Origin of the sequence: Paenibacillus sp. MAHUQ-63, assembly GCF_028765165.1 — a bacterium.
Taxonomy (GTDB): Bacteria; Bacillota; Bacilli; order Paenibacillales; family NBRC-103111; genus Paenibacillus_E.
Window position 1 is genome coordinate 398,390 of sequence record NZ_JARADB010000004.1, and the last position, 18,040, is coordinate 416,429.

Annotated in this window: 18 protein-coding genes and 1 pseudogene; 15 read left to right on the forward strand and 4 right to left on the reverse strand. The window is 50.5% G+C overall.

Annotated elements, in window-relative coordinates:
* Positions 1–333 precede the first annotated feature (333 nt).
* Positions 334–1,326, forward strand: a complete 993-nt coding sequence (gene mgrA, locus PUT07_RS25125; protein WP_274471445.1) for an L-glyceraldehyde 3-phosphate reductase — start codon at positions 334–336, stop codon at positions 1,324–1,326.
* A 4-nt stretch (positions 1,327–1,330) separates the two neighbouring features.
* On the opposite strand, the gene xerS is transcribed toward mgrA, so the two are convergent.
* Entirely contained in the window at positions 1,331–2,413 is a 1,083-nt protein-coding gene (gene xerS, locus PUT07_RS25130; protein WP_274471446.1) for a tyrosine recombinase XerS, read from the reverse strand.
* 223 nt (positions 2,414–2,636) lie between these two features.
* Here xerS and PUT07_RS25135 point away from each other — a divergent pair, with 223 nt between their 5' ends.
* The 5 genes from PUT07_RS25135 (at position 2,637) to PUT07_RS25155 (ending at position 6,483) form a co-directional block, all read left to right on the forward strand.
* Positions 2,637–2,897 carry a hypothetical protein gene (locus tag PUT07_RS25135; RefSeq protein WP_274471448.1) on the forward strand — a complete coding sequence of 87 codons (261 nt, stop codon included), beginning with the start codon at positions 2,637–2,639 and terminating at the stop codon, positions 2,895–2,897.
* A 230-nt stretch (positions 2,898–3,127) separates the two neighbouring features.
* The gene (locus tag PUT07_RS25140; RefSeq protein WP_274471670.1) at positions 3,128–4,147 is read left to right on the forward strand and encodes an ABC transporter ATP-binding protein; all 1,020 of its coding nucleotides are present in this window, start codon (positions 3,128–3,130) and stop codon (positions 4,145–4,147) included.
* Positions 4,122–4,925: an ABC transporter permease gene (locus tag PUT07_RS25145; RefSeq protein WP_274471449.1), complete on the forward strand. Its 804-nt coding sequence runs from the start codon at positions 4,122–4,124 to the stop codon at positions 4,923–4,925. Before PUT07_RS25140 ends, PUT07_RS25145 begins: the two co-directional genes overlap by 26 nt.
* Entirely contained in the window at positions 4,909–5,754 is an 846-nt protein-coding gene (locus PUT07_RS25150; protein WP_274471450.1) for an ABC transporter permease, read from the forward strand. The genes PUT07_RS25145 and PUT07_RS25150 overlap by 17 nt, the downstream gene beginning before the upstream one ends.
* Before the next feature lie 78 nt (positions 5,755–5,832).
* Positions 5,833–6,483 (forward strand): DUF3892 domain-containing protein, encoded by a 651-nt coding sequence (locus tag PUT07_RS25155; RefSeq protein ID WP_274471451.1) that lies wholly within the window; start codon positions 5,833–5,835, stop codon positions 6,481–6,483.
* Between the two features lie 376 nt (positions 6,484–6,859).
* Here PUT07_RS25155 and PUT07_RS25160 read toward each other — a convergent pair whose 3' ends face one another.
* The 3 genes from PUT07_RS25160 to PUT07_RS25170 all read right to left on the reverse strand — a co-directional run bounded on the left by PUT07_RS25160 (position 6,860) and on the right by PUT07_RS25170 (position 8,715).
* On the reverse strand, positions 6,860–7,141 hold the full coding sequence (locus tag PUT07_RS25160) for a hypothetical protein (RefSeq protein ID WP_274471452.1): 282 nt from the start codon (positions 7,139–7,141) through the stop codon (positions 6,860–6,862).
* A 138-nt stretch (positions 7,142–7,279) separates the two neighbouring features.
* A complete protein-coding gene (locus PUT07_RS25165; protein ID WP_274471454.1) occupies positions 7,280–8,143 on the reverse strand; it encodes a helix-turn-helix domain-containing protein in 864 nt (287 codons plus the stop codon).
* 143 nt (positions 8,144–8,286) lie between these two features.
* Complete coding sequence (locus PUT07_RS25170; RefSeq protein WP_274471455.1) at positions 8,287–8,715, reverse strand: DUF3995 domain-containing protein; 429 nt, start codon at positions 8,713–8,715, stop codon at positions 8,287–8,289.
* A 291-nt stretch (positions 8,716–9,006) separates the two neighbouring features.
* On the opposite strand from PUT07_RS25170, the gene PUT07_RS25175 reads away from it, so the two are divergent.
* The 9 genes and pseudogenes from PUT07_RS25175 (at position 9,007) to preA (ending at position 18,040) form a co-directional block, all read left to right on the forward strand.
* Positions 9,007–9,210 (forward strand): YwbE family protein, encoded by a 204-nt coding sequence (locus tag PUT07_RS25175; RefSeq protein WP_274471671.1) that lies wholly within the window; start codon positions 9,007–9,009, stop codon positions 9,208–9,210.
* A 24-nt stretch (positions 9,211–9,234) separates the two neighbouring features.
* Complete coding sequence (locus PUT07_RS25180) at positions 9,235–9,489, forward strand: YolD-like family protein (protein ID WP_274471457.1); 255 nt, start codon at positions 9,235–9,237, stop codon at positions 9,487–9,489.
* Positions 9,490–9,609: 120 nt separating this feature from the next.
* Complete coding sequence (locus tag PUT07_RS25185; RefSeq protein WP_274471458.1) at positions 9,610–10,530, forward strand: tyrosine-type recombinase/integrase; 921 nt, start codon at positions 9,610–9,612, stop codon at positions 10,528–10,530.
* Positions 10,531–10,566: 36 nt separating this feature from the next.
* Positions 10,567–11,467: pseudogene (locus PUT07_RS25190) on the forward strand (S66 peptidase family protein).
* Between the two features lie 312 nt (positions 11,468–11,779).
* Positions 11,780–12,592, forward strand: a complete 813-nt coding sequence (locus tag PUT07_RS25195; RefSeq protein WP_274471459.1) for an ABC transporter ATP-binding protein — start codon at positions 11,780–11,782, stop codon at positions 12,590–12,592.
* 95 nt (positions 12,593–12,687) lie between these two features.
* On the forward strand, positions 12,688–14,061 hold the full coding sequence (locus tag PUT07_RS25200) for an aspartate aminotransferase family protein (RefSeq protein WP_274471461.1): 1,374 nt from the start codon (positions 12,688–12,690) through the stop codon (positions 14,059–14,061).
* Between the two features lie 6 nt (positions 14,062–14,067).
* Entirely contained in the window at positions 14,068–15,324 is a 1,257-nt protein-coding gene (locus tag PUT07_RS25205) for a M20 family metallo-hydrolase (RefSeq protein WP_274471463.1), read from the forward strand.
* A gap of 22 nt (positions 15,325–15,346) precedes the next feature.
* Positions 15,347–16,705: an NAD(P)-dependent oxidoreductase gene (locus tag PUT07_RS25210; protein WP_274471464.1), complete on the forward strand. Its 1,359-nt coding sequence runs from the start codon at positions 15,347–15,349 to the stop codon at positions 16,703–16,705.
* 42 nt (positions 16,706–16,747) lie between these two features.
* Positions 16,748–18,040 carry an NAD-dependent dihydropyrimidine dehydrogenase subunit PreA gene (gene preA, locus PUT07_RS25215; protein ID WP_274471465.1) on the forward strand — a complete coding sequence of 431 codons (1,293 nt, stop codon included), beginning with the start codon at positions 16,748–16,750 and terminating at the stop codon, positions 18,038–18,040.

Genomic DNA, 18,040 nt, shown 5'->3' on the forward strand with positions numbered 1-18,040 from the left:
TATTGCAGACTGTTTACGCTGTGCAGGTCTTCGTGGTACGGCACATACGAAAGCAGCTTTTACAAGCAAATTGGTTTACAAGCCTAAACCTAAGCGCAAATGTAATTGCGGCTGCGGCAAATGTAAATAAGTTCGGAGGCTGCCAGGCGAAACCTGGCAGCTTTGCTATATATAAGGGGATAACTAACCTTCAGGTAAGTAAGACACGTTTTTTTCAGTTCTTTTTTTGTTCGGCTCGTTCGCCTATACTATACTAAGAAACCAGCATTTGGTGAAACTTGTATAGATGCTTAATGACATAAGTTTTCTATGCACATTTGAAGGAGGATACATATGGTCTACCAGGCAAGTTTAACGCGTTATGCAGAAATGAAATATAATCGTTCCGGCAAATCGGGACTTAAGCTCCCGGCCATTTCCTTAGGACTGTGGCATAATTTCGGCGGGCTTGATATTCATGAGAACGGCAGAGCGATGCTGCTTCGTTCATTTGATTTGGGGATTACGCATTTTGATTTGGCGAATAACTATGGGCCGCCTCCAGGCTCTGCCGAAGAAATGTTCGGCAAGGTGCTGAAGAGCGATCTTGGCGCTTACCGCGATGAGATGATTATTTCGACCAAAGCCGGCTATTATATGTGGGAAGGACCTTACGGCGAGTGGGGATCCAAGAAATATTTAATTTCTTCGCTGGATCAAAGCTTGAAACGTATGGGTCTGGAGTATGTCGACATTTTCTATTCGCACAGACCGGATCCGAATACGCCATTCGAGGAAACGATGGCTGCGCTTGACCAAATCGTCCGTCAAGGGAAAGCTTTGTACATTGGTTTATCCAACTATACGGCTGAGCAGACGCGTGAGGCGGTTACGATTCTGAAAGGTCTCGGCACTCCTCTGCTGATTCATCAACCTTCGTACAGCATGATGAACCGCTGGATCGAGGATGGGCTTCAAGATGTTCTGGACGAGTTCGGCGTAGGCAGCATTGCGTTCTGTCCGCTTGCACAAGGGCTGCTAACGAACAAGTACGTGAACGGTGTTCCGAGCGATTCGCGAGCAGGCGGGAAAAGCCAGTTCTTGAATACGAAGGATATTACCGAAGAGAAGCTGAAGCAAATCATTCAGCTGAACGAGCTTGCCGCAAGCCGCGGCCAAAGTTTGGCGCAAATGGCGCTGGCTTGGGTGCTGCGCGGCGGACGCGTAACCTCCGCATTGATCGGAGCAAGCCGCGTTTCGCAAATTGAAGAGAATGTCGCAGCATTGAACAATCTCGAATTCTCTCCAGAAGAACTGGAGCAAATCGAAAAAATCCTGAAGAAATAAATCTTCAGGATTCCTGGCGCCTGTCAATCGCTTCAGACATGGTACGATCCGTCAGGTGCGCATAAATTTGCGTTGTTTCCGGAGACGCATGTCCAAGCTGCTCTTGGGTTTTGTACAAATCGTTCTGCAGGTAATAGTCTGTGGCGAAAGAGTGCCGCAGTTTATGAACGGACAGGTAGGGCTTGCCGAACCGTTTGGCATATTTGATAACCAGCTCCTGGATGGCTCTCTTGGTCATCCGATCGCCTTCTTTTTTGCCGTTTGCGATGGCAAGGAAGAGGGCTTTTTCTTTTTTGACCGGTTTATAGCGGGTTTGCCGGATGGCCAGATAGTCCGTTAAAGCTTGAATGGCATCCTGCCGGAAGTATACGGGCGTCTTGAACGTATCATCATTTTTACCTTTGCGGTATACATGGGTCAGCTTCTTCTTCAAGTCGATATCGTCGACGTTCAAATTAAATACCTCCGAGACGCGAAGCCCGGAATTCAGAATAAGCGTAATGATGCAAATATCACGAATCTTGTTCAGCTCATAAGCGTAGATCGCCTGCTTGTTGGAGGCTACATCATGTTCGTAGCCATGCTGGACATATTCGATGAATTGAGCGATTTCCTCTTCCTGGAGCAGCTTGCCTTCCAGCTTGGCGGCGCTATCCTTAGGCCTGTGAGACCGCTTGATTTCCACCTTGGCCATCACGTTCCGCTTCAGAAGCGGGTAGAAATTGTCATCCTCGGCGATCTGGCTCAAATAATGAAATAGCGAGCGCAGCGCGGAAAGCTTACGGTTAATTGTCGTTTTCACATTGGCTTGCTCCTTGCGGGTGGCCAGAAACATGCGGAAATTATCGATGCTGTCCATATGCAATTTCTCCAAGTCTTCCAATGGCACTTGATTGATGGTGCTAGCCGAACTCAAGCCTTCGGCTAACAGCCAGGAGAGGAAAATTTCATAGTCCCGGACATATTCCAACAAGGAAGAAGGGGAAAGATCCGGCAGCTTATAATTGATGAATTTCTCGATATACCAAGGCATATTAGGAATTCTTTTCTCTAATTCGTGGCGATCTTTGACTTTAATAATGTTCATCCGCTGTCACCTCTCTAACGTCTGCATGCTGTTAGTATAGCAGTGAGCGAAGGAAATTGGTAGAAGAAGGATAGCCGGAACACGATATAGAGGAGTGGCTGCCTGTTATATAGGGGCATCGTTGAAATCATCATCGAGCAATTCGCTGCAGATTGCAGGAATAAGATTGGCTTGTTTTACTTAAATTAATCTCGTATGGAAAATTTGAACTGGGGGTTCCTAAATGCCACAACAAAACGAGCAAAGCCAGGAAGATAGCAATTCGCAATCCATCGAGCAGATTAAGCAGTTTGCGCAAAAGGCAGAACAAGCTGCCGAACAGACCTTGCAGGTAGCTCAGGAGCTGCATTCCCAAGCTACTGCGGCTGCATTGACTGAGGCAGAAGAGGAAATTCAGCAGCTGCAAAGTCAAATTAAGGATGCGCAATCGAAATCGGCCGAACTTCGGCAGGAGCTGGACTCTCTGCAGCAGTCAGGAAATTAATTGAAAAAAACTATTGTTTGTACATGACATGGTGTGTTAAGATGTGAAAAATAAACGGAAGGGCTTCTAGGGATCCGAATCCACGCGGATGGCGAACCGAGCGAAGCCGACACGGAAATCGACGTGTTACACCGTAAGGGATAAAAGACCTTCGGAAAGTTCCGCCTGAATAGGCGAAATGGACCGAGAGGTCTTTTTTGCTGTACCGAATGAAAGGACGGTGGATCGGGGTGACGTCGATTCGCGTAGAGCAATTAGGAAAATCATTCCAGATTAAGCGGAAAGAAGAAGGCTTCCTGGGCAGTGTCAGAGCGCTGCTGAAGCCGCAATACGTGGAAAGAGCTGCCGTCGAGAACATCACATTCTCGGCTGCGCAAGGGGAGACGCTCGCTTTCCTCGGACCGAATGGGGCCGGCAAATCCACGACGATCAAGATGCTCACCGGGATCCTGCATCCGACGAGCGGCGAAGCTGAAGTTCTTGGCTGTTGTCCGTGGAAGGAGCGCAATCAGCTGAGCTACCGGATCGGCTCCGTATTCGGACAGAAATCGCAGCTTTGGTACCATTTGCCCCCAATGGATACCTTTGAGCTGATGAGCCGGATCTATGAACTGCGGCGGAGTGATTATATTCAGCGGCGTGACGACCTGATAGAGCGCTTCGAGCTCGGCCCTTACCTCCAAACGACGGTTCGGAAGCTGTCTCTCGGCGAGCGGATGCGGTGTGAAATTGCAGCTTCTCTACTACACCGGCCTCAGGTGTTATTCCTGGACGAACCGACCATCGGACTCGATGTTGTGGTGAAGCAGCGCATTCGTGAACTCATTCTGGAATTAAAAAGAGAAGAAGGTACGACCATTTTCCTTACCTCGCATGATGCCGGCGACATTGAACGGCTATGCGACCGTGCCATCGTGATTAATCACGGCAGGATCGTATTCGATGATCAGGTTCATTTGATGAAACAGCGTTTCATGACCCACAAAACGGTACGTTTGGTGCTCGTGGAAGAACCGCAAGTGATGGAGCACGAGGGGGTGGCGGTATTGGAGCAGGCCGGTGCAAGAATATCGCTATCGGTAGATACCCGCATAACGACTATCGAAGCGATCCTTGCCAGGATCATGTCGGAGCACCGGATCGTCGACGTCACCGTTGAGGATCCGCCGATGGAGGACATTATCACTCGGATGTATGGGGATTACGGCAAAGGAGGATTGGCCCATGAACACCTGGGGCAAATCGGTTAAATATGTATTCATCGGCAGAATCACCCTTCGCAATCAACTGGCTTATGTCGCCGATTTTCTTGTGCGGTCTTTATTTCTGCTGCTTATCCTATATATATTTCTGCAGCTTTGGCAGACGACGTTTCACGGTGAAGGGACGGATACGATTGCTGGGTTCAGTTTCAAACAAATTATGTGGTATTTGGTCATCACGGAATCAATGATTCTCGCCAGTCCCAGCCTGTGCACACGTGTTGAGGAAGAAGTGAAGAGCGGGGATATCGTATTCAAGTTCGTTCGCCCCGTCCATTTCGTTGTTTTTCACTATGTCGAATATATGAGCGAAGCGGCGATACGGTTTCTTGTGAACGCTGTCCTCGGTGCGGTGCTGGGACTTCTCATCATCGGTCCGCCGCAATTCGGCTATGGCTTGCTCTGGCTGCCACTCATCGCGTTGTTCGGCTTCACCGTCAATTTCCTGTTGAATATGGTATTGGCGCTCTGCTCTTTCTGGGTAGAGGAAACCCGAGGGCTAGAATTCGTGTACAACAAATTTCTGTTCACAATCGGCGGTATGCTGATGCCCTTAGAATTATTTCCGGAGACGCTGCAGCGAATCGGCCAGTTCCTGCCGTTCCAAGCCATCGTGTATCTTCCTGCGAAAACGACGGTCGCCTTTGAAACTGTCCATGTGGCGGGTATTATCGCTACGCAGTTGATTTGGATGCTGGTCATTGGCATCATCGTTTGGTTCGTATATCGGAAAGGAGTGACGAAGCTGAATGTTAACGGTGGATAGAGGTAAGCTCACTCCGATCAGTGAATATGATCAGCCGGGCAAGTTCAGGCGGTTGCTGCATTTTGTATGGCAGTTCTGGAAACTCAATTTGGCGGGAGCGATGGAATTCCGCTTGAGTTTTCTGTTAACCGCAGGCATGATGGTCATTAATAATGTCGTGTGGATCGTCTTTTGGGGCATTTATTTCGGCCGTTTCCCCGTGTTGAACGGATGGGAGCTGCAGGACGTCATGATGCTATGGGCGGTAGCTGCAGGAGGCTTCGGCGTAATGGCGACTTTCTTCGGCAATGCGATGCGGATCGGCAATCTGATTGCGACCGGACAGCTTGACGTTTATTTAACACAGCCTAAGCCTGTGCTGCTGCATGTTCTCATTAGCCGGATGTCTGTAAGCGCAATTGGCGATGTGCTGTTTGCTCTTCTTATTTATATCGCCTTCGGGGACAAATCCTTGATCGGGCTGCTGAAATTTGCGTTGGCGATGGTGCTTTCGACACTCATTTTCCTGTTTTTCACGATTAGCGTGAACTGCTTGGCCTTCTGGTTAGGCAATACGGAGGGGTTGAGCTTTCAGCTTTTCAATGCGCTGCTAACGTTTACGACATATCCGACTAGTATATTCAAAGGGTTCGGTAAGCTGGTGCTGTTCACGGTGCTTCCGGCCGGTTTCATCAGCTACTTGCCCATAGGTCTCCTGCGCCAAATCGATCTCCCGTTCATACTTGGCTCCGTCGCAGTGGCCGTATTCTTATGTGTCGTGGGAATCCAATTGTTTTACAAGGGACTGCGCCGGTACTCGTCGGGGAATATGATGGGGCTGCGCCGTTAATACGGATAAAATAGGCAGCATCGAAGCATGCTAGTTAGGTGGCAGCACGTAAAACGCAAACAAAGGAGTGATCGCGCAATGGCAAGACGCCGACGCAGTCAACAACCGTTTATGCAGAGCCAACCGATGATGCAAAATCAAATGACGATGCAAAGCCAACCGATGATGCAGAACCAACAGGGGATGCAAAGTCAAACGAACAACATGCAGTCTTCTTATCTGCAGCAGGATTACGGCTACCAACAGCCTCAAGCGTATATCCCGCAAGCTCGCAACGACCAGAATCAGTATCCATCGTACCAAGGGGGAATGCCTGTTCCAGGTTCCTCAGGCAATCTCAACGCGCCGTACGGTGAGCGTAATACAGGAATCAACAACGCCGATGCCCGGAATGTCGGGTTTCAAGGCGGTTATACAGGCTACGGTCCGAATGGTCAGCCGATTCAATACGGCACATTTATGCGGGACGGTACACAGTACGGGGCGGGACCTCATACGATTGACCCGAATAAAGCGATCATTCAAGCGGTTCATTATGGCGATGGCGCCATTGCAGCCGTCCAATTCCAAGATGGCCGCGTAGTGGACATTGCCAATGCTATTAACATGGCAGAAGCGGGTCTAATCGAGGATGTCAACACCGGCCGAAACCGGGAAGGCGAGAAGACTTTAAGGTCTTATCCGGACGGAGATCCGAGCAACAATTTATCGAATTTGCCGCGATTTTAATAAGATTAGGAGCAGCCTGCCGATTGCAGGCTGCTTTGTTATGGGATCGCACAAGCAAGCGTAACTGGAATAACTCCACTTATTAATTCGTACGAATGCTCATCATGACGTACCAACTGGAAAAACGCCTGTTATTTTTATAAAACATGCGGCATTCGGGGCTATAATCGGCATTTTAGTTGGAGGCATTCCTGTTATTGCTGCATTAACCGATTGTTGCAATCGAATAACCGGAGAATTTTCCTCTAATGTTAAGCATAACGGGAGCAGGGGCTGATGCGCGGCCGCTACTACATAAAAAAAGCCGCTATGAGACCATAGCGGCTTTCAGCTCCTAATGAGCCATATGCTAGCATTCTTTGAATGCGGTTACAGATCATTTTTTGAAATCGGCCAAATATTTTAGTGCAACGCCAAGGGCGCCAAGATAGTAGAAGACCATCAACAAGAAGCCGGTAGGGTCAAGGGACATCATGTTGGAAAGCATGAACAACGGGAAAACATAGAACAACAAATCTTGCAAGTAAGAGAGAATGAGAGAACTGGAGAAGGAGCCGGCTTTGAGAGCTTTGTATAAACCGTATAAGAAGCTAAGGCCCATTAAACCAAGAACGACTAACATCGAGTAGAGCATCCAACCTGTAAGAGCGAGTGTCATTAGGATTCACCTCCCCATCGGGAAGATTTACTACTGAGATATACTATGTAGCACCTTGACAAGTCGTACTAGGACGATGCACTCATTTTCAAAAAAAGTTTTTATAAAGTTAACAAAATAAATATTATGTAAACAAATTTATCGCTGCATGGTATTCCTATAGTTGTGAGGGGATACACCGACGTATTTTTTGAATAACCTGGAAAAGTAAAAAACATCCTTATAACCGAGCGAATCGGCGATTTCTTTGACGGAATTGTCCGTGTTGAGAATAATGTTCTTCGCTTCCGCGATCTTCAAACGGTTGATATAGGCATTTAAAGGGTATCCGGTATACTCGCTGACGACTCTGCGAAGCGTAGAAATGGAAATATGATGCCGCTTGGCGATCGCTTTCGCATCGAAGGGCTGGAAGAGAGAGTCGCCTAGATCGTCCATAATGTCGATAACCTGCTGTGTTTTCGACGTCTCGGCAGGGGCTTGAGCCTTCAGCATAAAGTCAAAGAGCAGCGTTTCAAGCAAAAGCGCCGCGCGGTCGATATTGTCCGGCAGCCCGCTCTCCATCAGCATGAAGATCCGTTCGATCCGGTTCAGCTGCGCGGCGTCCTCATGGCCGGTATGCTTGGCGGAATCGACATTCGTCAGCCAGCTTCCAAGCCATTCATCGATTCGGCTGCCCTCGAAAGTGAAATAATACTCATCCCAGTAACCGCCCTGATCTGGCCCATAATTATAGATGACACCCGGTCGAAGAAACAGCAAGCTTCCGCTTTCGACACGCTGCACAGGTCCGTTATCGGCTTGATAGGAGCCGCCGCCGCCAGCCAGATAGATGAAAGCCCACTTGGAAAATTTCGCTTGATGCCGAAACGAGATGCGTCCCGGCAAATGCCCGACATTAAGAATCGTTAAGGATTGCAGCTTCAATTTACTAGCGTCGATAGGCAAAGTAATAATGCGCAGCGGGTAAGGGCTGATTAAATAGTCCATGAATTTTGTCATATCGTATACAACCTCCGTCATCAATCCTTGGTGTCTTTGATTCGGCCTGAAGTTAATCACGTTAATTAATTTCATTGTATATGAATATTTCATCTATGGGAACAGTGACAAGGATCATTCTGGACGTTAATTCGTGGAAACCCTCACCGAGCACTAAATGTGAGCGCATATCCAAATGAGAAGCACAGCCATAGACAGAGGGGAGTGAACAAGTAGGTATCACATTTGGCGAAACGCGTAGAACGAATCGATTTGAATAACCCTACGTACCGGAAGTCGCCGATCGTTCGCAGGCCGAACACAATAAGTGAAATCCAACATCCCCATGTTACCCAGGAGAAGACGGGGAGATGAGGAATCAAACGTCCCTGCCACCCTAGCAGCAGCGTATCTGCAAATAAGAGAAGCGCGACGGTAAGTGTTGCGGTTATACCGGGCCGAAATACGGGCTGGTGTGAAGCTTGGGTTACGGGAATCGCAGCAGCGCTGCCCCAACGGACGCCGAATGCCCAACTGACATGCAGAGCTCCGATAAAGAATAGGAACAAACAAGATAGAATCGTAATCACCATGAAACGTCATCCTCTCGTAAAGAAAATCATAGCCATGCAGCATCAAGTTGATGGGCGATAAAGGAAGCGAGGACAGCTGCTACCGTCATAATTATAACTGGAAAAAAGTTGATTTCAACTAAAAACAGTAGTTATAGATGGATATTTACCGTTTAAATTGGATAATTAAAGAATTAATATCGTTAACGATTAATGTCATTAATTAATTACAAGGAGCTTTAGATAGGGTTTAAGGTGTTTTTGTGTTATAATGAAGCACATTCTGGAATGAAAGCAGGGAACGAAGCCATCATGAATGGGCAAAATCGCAAAGATGTCGTACCGGGAGCCGAGGTCGATATCGTCCTGAAGCAGGATCAACGCACCGGCAAACTTACGCGTGGCATTGTGAAGGATCTCTTGACTAATTCGCCTACGCATCCTCATGGCATCAAAGTACGCTTGACCGACGGCCAAGTCGGCCGTGTGAAGGAAATTAGATCACCGTCTAGATAACACAGCATATAAGGGGGAGAGAGGTTGGCGAAGCAAAAGGTAGCAAAAAGACCTACGCGCGACGAGTTCGTGCTCGAGGAGATTGGCAATCAGTTAGCGGAAGCGAAGATGGAAAACTCCGAAATTGTTCTTACCGTCTGGGGACGTGAGGAAGGCGTTCGCGGCTTCATCACGACGATGGATTCACGAACTGGCCGCGTACATATCGAGACGGGCAGCGGAGAAGTGGACAAAGTACCCTTCATGGATATTATGAAAGTAGAATATCCGAGAGATTGATACGCGATTTAAAACCGACATCGCATATTGGGCCGTAAACGGCCTTTTTTTTAAGCTCAAAAAATTGCACTAAATCTATATTTAACGCAACTTAGATTGTAACGGACGGAGTGAGAGCGCTTGGCACACCATTTTGAGTATGATGACGATTATTTGGAGCTGTTCGACACTTGGATGAAGGACCAAGGCTTCACCAAACGAACACAGCTTGCTTATCTTGGCGATGTTCGCTTATTTTTGTCCGCGATGGACAAGCCTCTTCATCAGCTTGCAGCTATCGACATCATGCGTTTCTTAACCAGGATGCGGCAGGGTGGAGCGGGGGATGCGGCACGCAATCGTTATTTGTCATCGATTCGCACCTTCTTCTCCGCCTTAATCGAGCTGCAAGCGGCGGAGATCAACCCCGCACTCCATATCAAGAAGTCGAAGGTTGAGAAGAATCCGATTCCGACCTTCCTAAGCGAGGATTTGCTGGCGGTGTTCCTGCAATCGATCGAGGGCAAATATCAGGTCCGCAATGTGGCGATGTTCCTTCTTATGAGCTACGCGGGATTGCGGGTGAGCGAACTGAACCGGCTGAACGTGTCGGATTTCAATCGGGCCACGAGCACGCTGCAGGTGTACGGCAAAGGGCGGAAATGGCGGGTCATTCCGCTGCCGAACGAATTGGTTCAAGTACTGAACAAGGCGCTGGAGGAGAGGCTGGAGCCGCGCGTTGCAGGGGAGCAACCTTTCTTCGTATCGCAATTCGGACGGCGGATATCGGTTCGGATGATCCAGACGATTGCGGAGAAGCATTTTGTAGAGATGAAGAAGAATTACACGGAGCTCCAAGGCAAATCGATCTCAAGCCATAAGCTGCGCCATACGTTCGCAACGATGCAGGTTCTGGCGGGAACCGACATTCGCACATTGCAGGAACTGCTCGGCCATGCGAGTATTCAAACGACACAAATTTACACCCATGTCGGCGATAAGCAGAAACAAGAGGCGATGCAGCGTATTTCGGCGTATATTCCTGCAGGCATAGGCATATAATGTGGGGTTACTACGGCTAAGGTAGGAGGCATCGGTATGGCAATACGGCCTCCCGTCCTGCGGGGCGGGGACACCATTGGAATCGTCACTTTGGGCAGTCCGTTAGATGCGAGCGTCATTGATGCCAGGGTTCGCACGCTGGAAGAGATGGGGTTCCATGTTGTGATTGGGAAGTATGCCTACGCTTATGGCGGCATTGTAGCGGCAACCGCCCAACAGCGGGCGGAAGATTTCATGGAGATGATTCGGAATCCTGCCGTTCGCCTGATTTTACCAACCCGCGGCGGTACGGGAGTCAGAGAAATACTGCCGTATTTGGATTACAGGCTCATTCATGAAAATCCCAAGATCGTATCAGGCTACAGCGATATAACGATTCTTTTAAATATGTTATATCAGTTTTCCAACTTAATCTCCTTCCAAAGCCTGCTCCTCATTGATTTCGAGCCGAGGACGCCGGCGTATAATTTCGACCAGTTCTTTGCGGCAACTTCCACGTTAGCGAGCGCGAGAGTCATTCATAACCCTCCGGGAATCCCATTGCGCAGCAGGGTCAAAGGGAAGGTGAGGGGACCGATTGTCGGCGGCAATTTGACTTCGCTGATCGGAACGCTGGGGACGCCTTATGAAATCAATACCGCGGGGAAAATCGTGCTGTTGGAAGAGACGCATGAGCCGACGAATACGATCTACCGCTAGCAAGTTCCGGGATTGCCGGGGGATCGTGATGGGACAATGCACGAATTGCACGACTTCCTATGGAACGTCCTACGAAGATTTGATCGAGGGGGTGCTCGTCCCGCTAGGTAAACCTTTGATGACGAATTTGGCTACGGCGCACGGACACTACAAAGCGGCAATTCCAATCGGAGCGGTTGCGGACTTGGATACATACCATAATACATTGACGGTGATCGAGTCTACTGTACAAGGATAATAAGTTGACATAATAATTGTTTCGTTAACAAAAAATTAAGTTTACGATGTTTTCGAATGATGGACATTAAGAAGGATGCAGAACAATCGACAATTAGTTTACATAATATTAATTATGTAATGAATATAATAATACCCTTACTCCATTTGGGGAAGGGTATTTTTTAGCTTAAGACGGTATGTCAAGCCAACGTGATAAAATTCGAAAGCACTATGTAAAATCCATCTAATGTGTTATATAATATAACATAAGTGGTTATTTACAATAACAACAACATGACGTACTACCTTGGGCGATTCGAGGAGGAGCACCATGAGTTCAGAGCTTTCCAGGCGGAACGTGGAGATATCGTTGAATGGCGTATGCATGATGTTCGGCAAAAGAGGCAAGCAAATCACTGCGCTCCAAGATATCACGTTCGATGTGAACCGGAGCGAATTCCTCACCTTGTTAGGTCCTTCAGGTTGCGGCAAATCGACGCTGCTGCGGCTTATGGCAGACGTATTGCAGCCTACAAGCGGCCAAATCCAGCTTCGCAAAGATCATCCTCGGGAAGTGCGTTTGCGAAGAAAGTTTGGCATTGTTTCCGGTCAACCCGCATTGAACGAATGGCGAACCGTACTTGAGAATATCGCGCTGCCACTTGAGGAGTGGGGGCTTAGCCGTTCCGTTTATCGGGAGGGGGTAGATCAGCTGCTCGAAACGGTGGGATTAACGAAATATAAAGAGTATTATCCGTGGCAGCTTAGCGGCGGCTTGCAGATTAGGGTCGCGATTGCGCGTGCGTTATCCTTGGATCCGCCCATCCTGTTTCTGGATGAGCCGTTCTCGCTGCTTGATGCTTTCACGAAGGAGAAGCTGCATGTCGAGCTGCTGACCTTAAGGAGGAAGCTGGATAAGACGATTGTGCTCGCAACAAGCAGCATCCAGGAAGCTGTTGTTCTATCCGATCGGATTATCGTTCTAACCGCTCCTCCCGGACGCATTCAATCCGTTCATCGCATCGACCTGGGCGGGAACCGGCCGTCGCAACTGCATGATACAGAATCGTTTCGTGCCATAACAGCGGCCATTCGCACTTCTTATGGAACGGAAGCAGGCACTGCACCCGATCCGCCTGGATGAACGGTTGAGCAAATCTATCGCGTAGAGGGATGTCTCTCTCCATACACACATATTAATAAATAAGGAAAGCATTGCATCTGCCGAGGAGGCTGCTTATGGGAGCGAATGAAGCCAAGGATAGCACATGGAAAGATGAGCTTCTCGACAAGGATCGGAAGTATGTGTGGCATCACATGTCCGCTCATAACGACAATCCGATGATTGTTGCATCCGGCGAGGGAAGCTGGATTACGGACGTGGAAGGGAACCGCTACCTGGATGGGATGTCCGGATTGTGGTGCGTGAACGTCGGGCACGGCAGAAAGGAAATTGCCGATGCCGCAGCTGAACAGATGATGAAGCTGGCCTACTCGACCATGGTGCAATCGCATATCCCGGCTATCGAGCTGGCAGCCAAAATCAACGAGTGGCTGGACGGCGAGTACCGGATCTTCTTCTCCAACTCCGGATCGGACGCCAACGAAGTTGCATTCAAAATAGCCAGACAGTACCATCACCAGAACGGAAAACCGTCAAAGTTCAAGTTCATCTCACGGCATCGGGCGTACCACGGGAATTCGATGGGAGCTTTAGGCGCAACAGGGCAAGCCCAGCGCAAGCTGAAATATGAACCGCTCGGCACCGGATTCCAGCACGTGCCGCCGCCTTATTGCTACCGCTGTCCATTCGGGCAAACCCAAGACAGCTGCAGTCTGCAGTGTGCCAAAGCAATTGAGGACGCCATCGTATGGGAAGGGCCGGATTCCGTCGCCGGGGTTATCATGGAACCGGTCATTACGGGAGGCGGCATGATTATTCCGCAGGACGAGTATTTGGCGGCTGTAAGGCGCATATGTGATAAATATGAGGTTCTGCTTATCGTCGATGAAGTCATTTGCGGGTTCGGGCGTTCCGGCGAGAAATTCGGCCATCACAATTATGGGGTAAGGCCGGACATCGTGACGATGGCCAAAGGCATGACCAGCGCCTATGCGCCGCTATCAGCGACCGCCGTTTCTTCGGAACTGTATGATTCCTTCAAGGATGAGGGAGCGACAAGCCATCTAAGGCATATCAACACATTTGGAGGGAATCCGGTCTCATGTGTCGTCGCTTTGAAAAATATTGAAATTTTGGAGAAGGAAAATTTGGTTGCCCGTTCTGCGCAGATCGGATGCGCACTGCGGGAAGGGCTCATGCCGCTGCTCGAGCATCCGCATGTCGGCGAAATCCGGATTTTCGGATCGGCGATGGGCATTGAGCTTGTCGAGGATGTGAAGTCGAAGCAACCCGCATCCCCCGAACGCGTGGCGGATCTCATAGCCGCTTGCAAATCGAAAGGGCTGCTGATTGGGAAGAACGGGGATACCGTTCCCGGCTATGCCAACATACTTACGCTCAGTCCGCCACTATCATCAACGGATGAGGATGTTGCATTTATCGTAGATACTTTGCTTGCTGTATTCCAAGCCAATCAGGAGAAGGGATGAGGGCGATTGACGACAGCACCTAGGAACCATATCCAAGCAGCGAGGCTGCACGAGCGTATTCAGAAGCTGGCGCAAGTCGGGAAAATCGGGGAAACGGGCGTTTGCCGGCTGGCGTTATCCAAGGAAGACCGGGAAGGCGTAGAGCTGGTGAAAACGTGGATGGAAGAAGCCGGGATGGACGCTTATATCGATCCTTTTGCCAACCTCATCGGGACGTGGAAGGGGCGTAATCCGGATGCGCCTGTGCTTATGATTGGCTCGCATATCGATTCACAGCCGTACGGCGGGAGATATGATGGGGCGATCGGCGTATTGGGCGCGATTGAAGTCGTTCAAAGCATGAGGGAAGCCGGACTTACGCCCGAATGCGATATCGAGGTGGTGGCGTTCTGCGATGAAGAAGGCTGCCGTTTCAACAAAGGCTTATTTGGCGTACGCGGGATGACAGGCAAGCTGGAACAAGATGAGCTGGAGCGCACGGACAAGAACGGCGTCACCCGCCGGGAAGCGTTGATGCAATTCGGCTGCAATCCCGCCGATTTCGAAGGTTATGCGTTCCAGCCCGGACGCATCGGGGCTTTCCTGGAACTGCATATCGAACAGGGGCCGGTGTTGGAATCCCAGAATGCTCCGATCGGAATTGTTACGGGAATCTCCGGACCGCTATGGCTCACGGTGGAGATGAACGGTTTCGCCGGCCATGCCGGTTCGGTACCGATGTCCATGCGCCATGACGCGTTGCTCGGCTGTGCCAAAATTATCGTTGCGCTGAATGAGCTCGTGAAGCAGGAGCCGGGTGCGCCGACAGTCGGGACGGTGGGGTCGCTGACCGTTTTTCCCGATTCACGGAACATCATCCCGGAGAAAGTCTCATTCACGGTCGATTTGCGCGATATCGACCTGGCGCGCCGCAACGCGCTCGAAGCGGAGCTGTTAAGCGTCATCGAGAACGTGTCGCGAGACCATGGTCTTACGTATGCCATCCGTGAAGATACGAACAGCGAGCCCCGCTATTGCGCGGAATGGATCATGGAGCATCTGCGCGAGGAAGCGGAAGCGATGGGGCTTAACCCGCCGGAGCTGATGAGCGGACCGTTTCACGATTCGTTGGCGATGTCTTACGTATGCGACTATGGCATGATCTTCGTTCGCTGTCTGGAAGGCATCAGCCATAATCCGAAGGAATTCGCAAGCGAACACGATATTACGCTGGGCACGGAGCTTCTGTACCGAGCGGCCGTCCGAATCGCCATGAAGAAGTAAAATAGCGCGGAGGGGGAGGCATATGGGGACATCCTTTATTTCACTAACCGATTTAAAGCGTAACTTTGCCGAAGTCAAAGCCGGCATGAGACCCAAGGAGGCGATGGAGGAATCGAATCGCTGTCTGTTTTGTTACGATGCCCCTTGTACGCGTGCTTGTCCGACGGGAATTAATATTCCTTCGTTTATTAAAAAGATTGCCTCCGGCAACCTCAAAGGATCCGCCCGGACGATTATGGAGGCGAATCCGGTCGGGGCCTCTTGCTCGAGGGTATGTCCGACCGAGGAGCTGTGCGAAGGGGTTTGCGTGCTTCATCAGTCGTCCAAGCCTATCTTGATTGGGCAATTGCAGCGCTATGCCACCGACTGGGCCATGGAGAACGAACAGCAGCTGTTCAAGGCCGGAGCTGGCAACGGGAAGTCGGTTGCCGTCATTGGAAGCGGACCTGCCGGTTTATCGGCAGCCCGCGAGCTGGCCCGCTTAGGCTTTCAGGTGACGGTTTATGAGGCGAAGAGCGAAGCGGGCGGTCTGGATACATACGGCATTGTTTCCTTCCGTTTGCCGCAAGAAGTGTCGCTTTGGGAAGTTGAGCAAGTTCGCGGATTAGGTGTGAATTTCCGGATGAATACGAGGGTCGGGGTCGATGTTACTGCTGACGAACTGCTTCAAAACTATGATGCCGTCGTCCTGGCTGCCGGAATGTCGAAGGTGCCCATGCTCGGCATCGAAGGCGAGACGCTGGCAGGCGTCTACGATGCCATCGACTTCGTGGAATCGACCAAAATAGGACTCGATCCTCATCTCATCGGGAAGCGCGTAGCCATCATCGGAGCGGGGAATACGGCGATCGATGCGGCGACATGTTCGGTGCGGTTAGGCGCGGAGCATGTGCAAATCGTGTATAGGCGAACGCGCGAAGAAATGACGGCGTATGACTTTGAATTTGAGTTTGCCAAAGGGGATGGCGTCGCCTTCCAGTGGCTGACAGCCCCGCAGCGTATACTAGGAGACGAAGCAGGCCGTGTCGTTGCAATCGAATGTTTGCGGATGGAGCTTATTGATGGCGATGCAGGCCGTAAGAAGCCCGTTCCGATCGCCGGCTCCGAATTTCTGATTTATGTTGACGCCGTGATCAAAGCGATAGGGCAAACGAAGCACACCGCGCTCATCGATCAATTTAAGCTGGATCATCGACGAGGAACGGTGACGGTCGATCCGCAAACAGGCCAAACGTCCAACCCCAAAGTGTATGCGGCCGGCGACATCATCTTCGGCGAAGGACAAGGCGAAGCGATGGTCGTATCGGCCGCTCAACAGGGGAAATTGGCTGCGCATGCCATTAACAGGAATTTGATGAACAACCAGGAGGAGTCGGCTTAACCTACAGAACGATAATACGCGATCAAACTGGAGGGATTCAGCATGGCTGATTTACGCATTAATTTGGCAGGCATCGCATCTCCTAACCCTTTCTGGTTAGCGTCAGCACCTCCGACCAATACAGGATACCAGGTTCAACGGGCATTCGAGGCTGGATGGGGCGGGGCGGTATGGAAGACGCTTGGAGATCCCATCATCAATACGTCTTCACGGTTCGCTGCCGTGCATTTCAACGGGCAGCGGGTTGCCGGATTTAACAATATCGAACTGATTACCGACCGGCCGCTTGAGGTCAATTTGCGCGAAATATATGAGACGAAGAAACGATTTCCGAATCATGCGCTTGTCGTATCGCTAATGGTGGAACCGAAGCGGGAGAAATGGCATGAAATTGTAAAAAAAGTAGAAGCCGTCGGCGTAGACGGCCTGGAGCTTAACTTCGGCTGCCCGCACGGGATGGCGGAGCGCGGCATGGGATCCGCTTCCGGCCAGCAGCCTGATCTCGTGGAAGCGCAGACGATGTGGGCGAAGGAAGCGGCGCGAACACCGGTCATCGTGAAGCTGACGCCGAATATTACAGATATTACGAGCACGGCGCGGGCTGCGGTGCGGGGCGGAGCCGATGCGATCTCCCTGATCAATACGATCAATTCGCTGGCCGGCGTCGACATCGATACGTGGAATACAATTCCGCACGTGGGCGGGAAAGGCTCTCACGGCGGTTATTGCGGACCAGCGGTGAAGCCGATTGCACTTCACATGGTAGCGGATTGCGCACGCAACCCGGAAGTCGGCATTCCGATTTCCGGGATCGGCGGCATCTCCAATTGGCGCGATGCGGTGGAGTTCATGCTGATGGGAGCGACGGGCGTACAAGTATGCACGGCAGCGATGCATCACGGCTTCCGGATTGTTGAGGATATGATTGACGGGTTGAACAATTATTTGGAGGATAAAGGGCTCGCCAGCGTCACGGAGCTGATCGGGAAATCCGTTCCCCGTTATTCCGATTGGGGCAACCTCGATTTGAATTACGCCGTCGTAGCGCAGATCGACCAAGAAACGTGCATTAACTGCAATAAGTGTCATATTGCATGTGAGGATACGTCCCATCAATGTATTGAGATGCTCACTGACGATCAGGGCAAATCGTATTTGCAAGTTCGGGAGGAAGACTGCGTAGGCTGCAATTTATGCGCGATCGTTTGTCCTGTCGATGGAGCGATCACGATGGTTGAGGTTGCCGGGACCGATGCGCCGATGACTTGGAATGAACGGCAAGCGGCGATTGCCAAGCTGTCGGATGGCAATTCCAACAAGAAGGAGGCTGTTTAG

Bases quoted from the DNA above. Each gene is read 5' to 3' on its own strand.
- mgrA (WP_274471445.1), top strand. From the start codon at position 334: ATGGTCTACCAGGCAAGTTTAACGCGTTATGCAGAAATGAAATATAAT.
- xerS (WP_274471446.1), bottom strand. From the start codon at position 2,413: ATGAACATTATTAAAGTCAAAGATCGCCACGAATTAGAGAAAAGAATT.
- PUT07_RS25135 (WP_274471448.1), top strand. From the start codon at position 2,637: ATGCCACAACAAAACGAGCAAAGCCAGGAAGATAGCAATTCGCAATCC.
- PUT07_RS25145 (WP_274471449.1), top strand. From the start codon at position 4,122: ATGAACACCTGGGGCAAATCGGTTAAATATGTATTCATCGGCAGAATC.
- PUT07_RS25150 (WP_274471450.1), top strand. From the start codon at position 4,909: ATGTTAACGGTGGATAGAGGTAAGCTCACTCCGATCAGTGAATATGAT.
- PUT07_RS25155 (WP_274471451.1), top strand. From the start codon at position 5,833: ATGGCAAGACGCCGACGCAGTCAACAACCGTTTATGCAGAGCCAACCG.
- PUT07_RS25160 (WP_274471452.1), bottom strand. From the start codon at position 7,141: ATGACACTCGCTCTTACAGGTTGGATGCTCTACTCGATGTTAGTCGTT.
- PUT07_RS25165 (WP_274471454.1), bottom strand. From the start codon at position 8,143: ATGACAAAATTCATGGACTATTTAATCAGCCCTTACCCGCTGCGCATT.
- PUT07_RS25170 (WP_274471455.1), bottom strand. From the start codon at position 8,715: ATGGTGATTACGATTCTATCTTGTTTGTTCCTATTCTTTATCGGAGCT.
- PUT07_RS25175 (WP_274471671.1), top strand. From the start codon at position 9,007: ATGAATGGGCAAAATCGCAAAGATGTCGTACCGGGAGCCGAGGTCGAT.
- PUT07_RS25195 (WP_274471459.1), top strand. From the start codon at position 11,780: ATGAGTTCAGAGCTTTCCAGGCGGAACGTGGAGATATCGTTGAATGGC.
- PUT07_RS25200 (WP_274471461.1), top strand. From the start codon at position 12,688: ATGGGAGCGAATGAAGCCAAGGATAGCACATGGAAAGATGAGCTTCTC.
- PUT07_RS25210 (WP_274471464.1), top strand. From the start codon at position 15,347: ATGGGGACATCCTTTATTTCACTAACCGATTTAAAGCGTAACTTTGCC.
- preA (WP_274471465.1), top strand. From the start codon at position 16,748: ATGGCTGATTTACGCATTAATTTGGCAGGCATCGCATCTCCTAACCCT.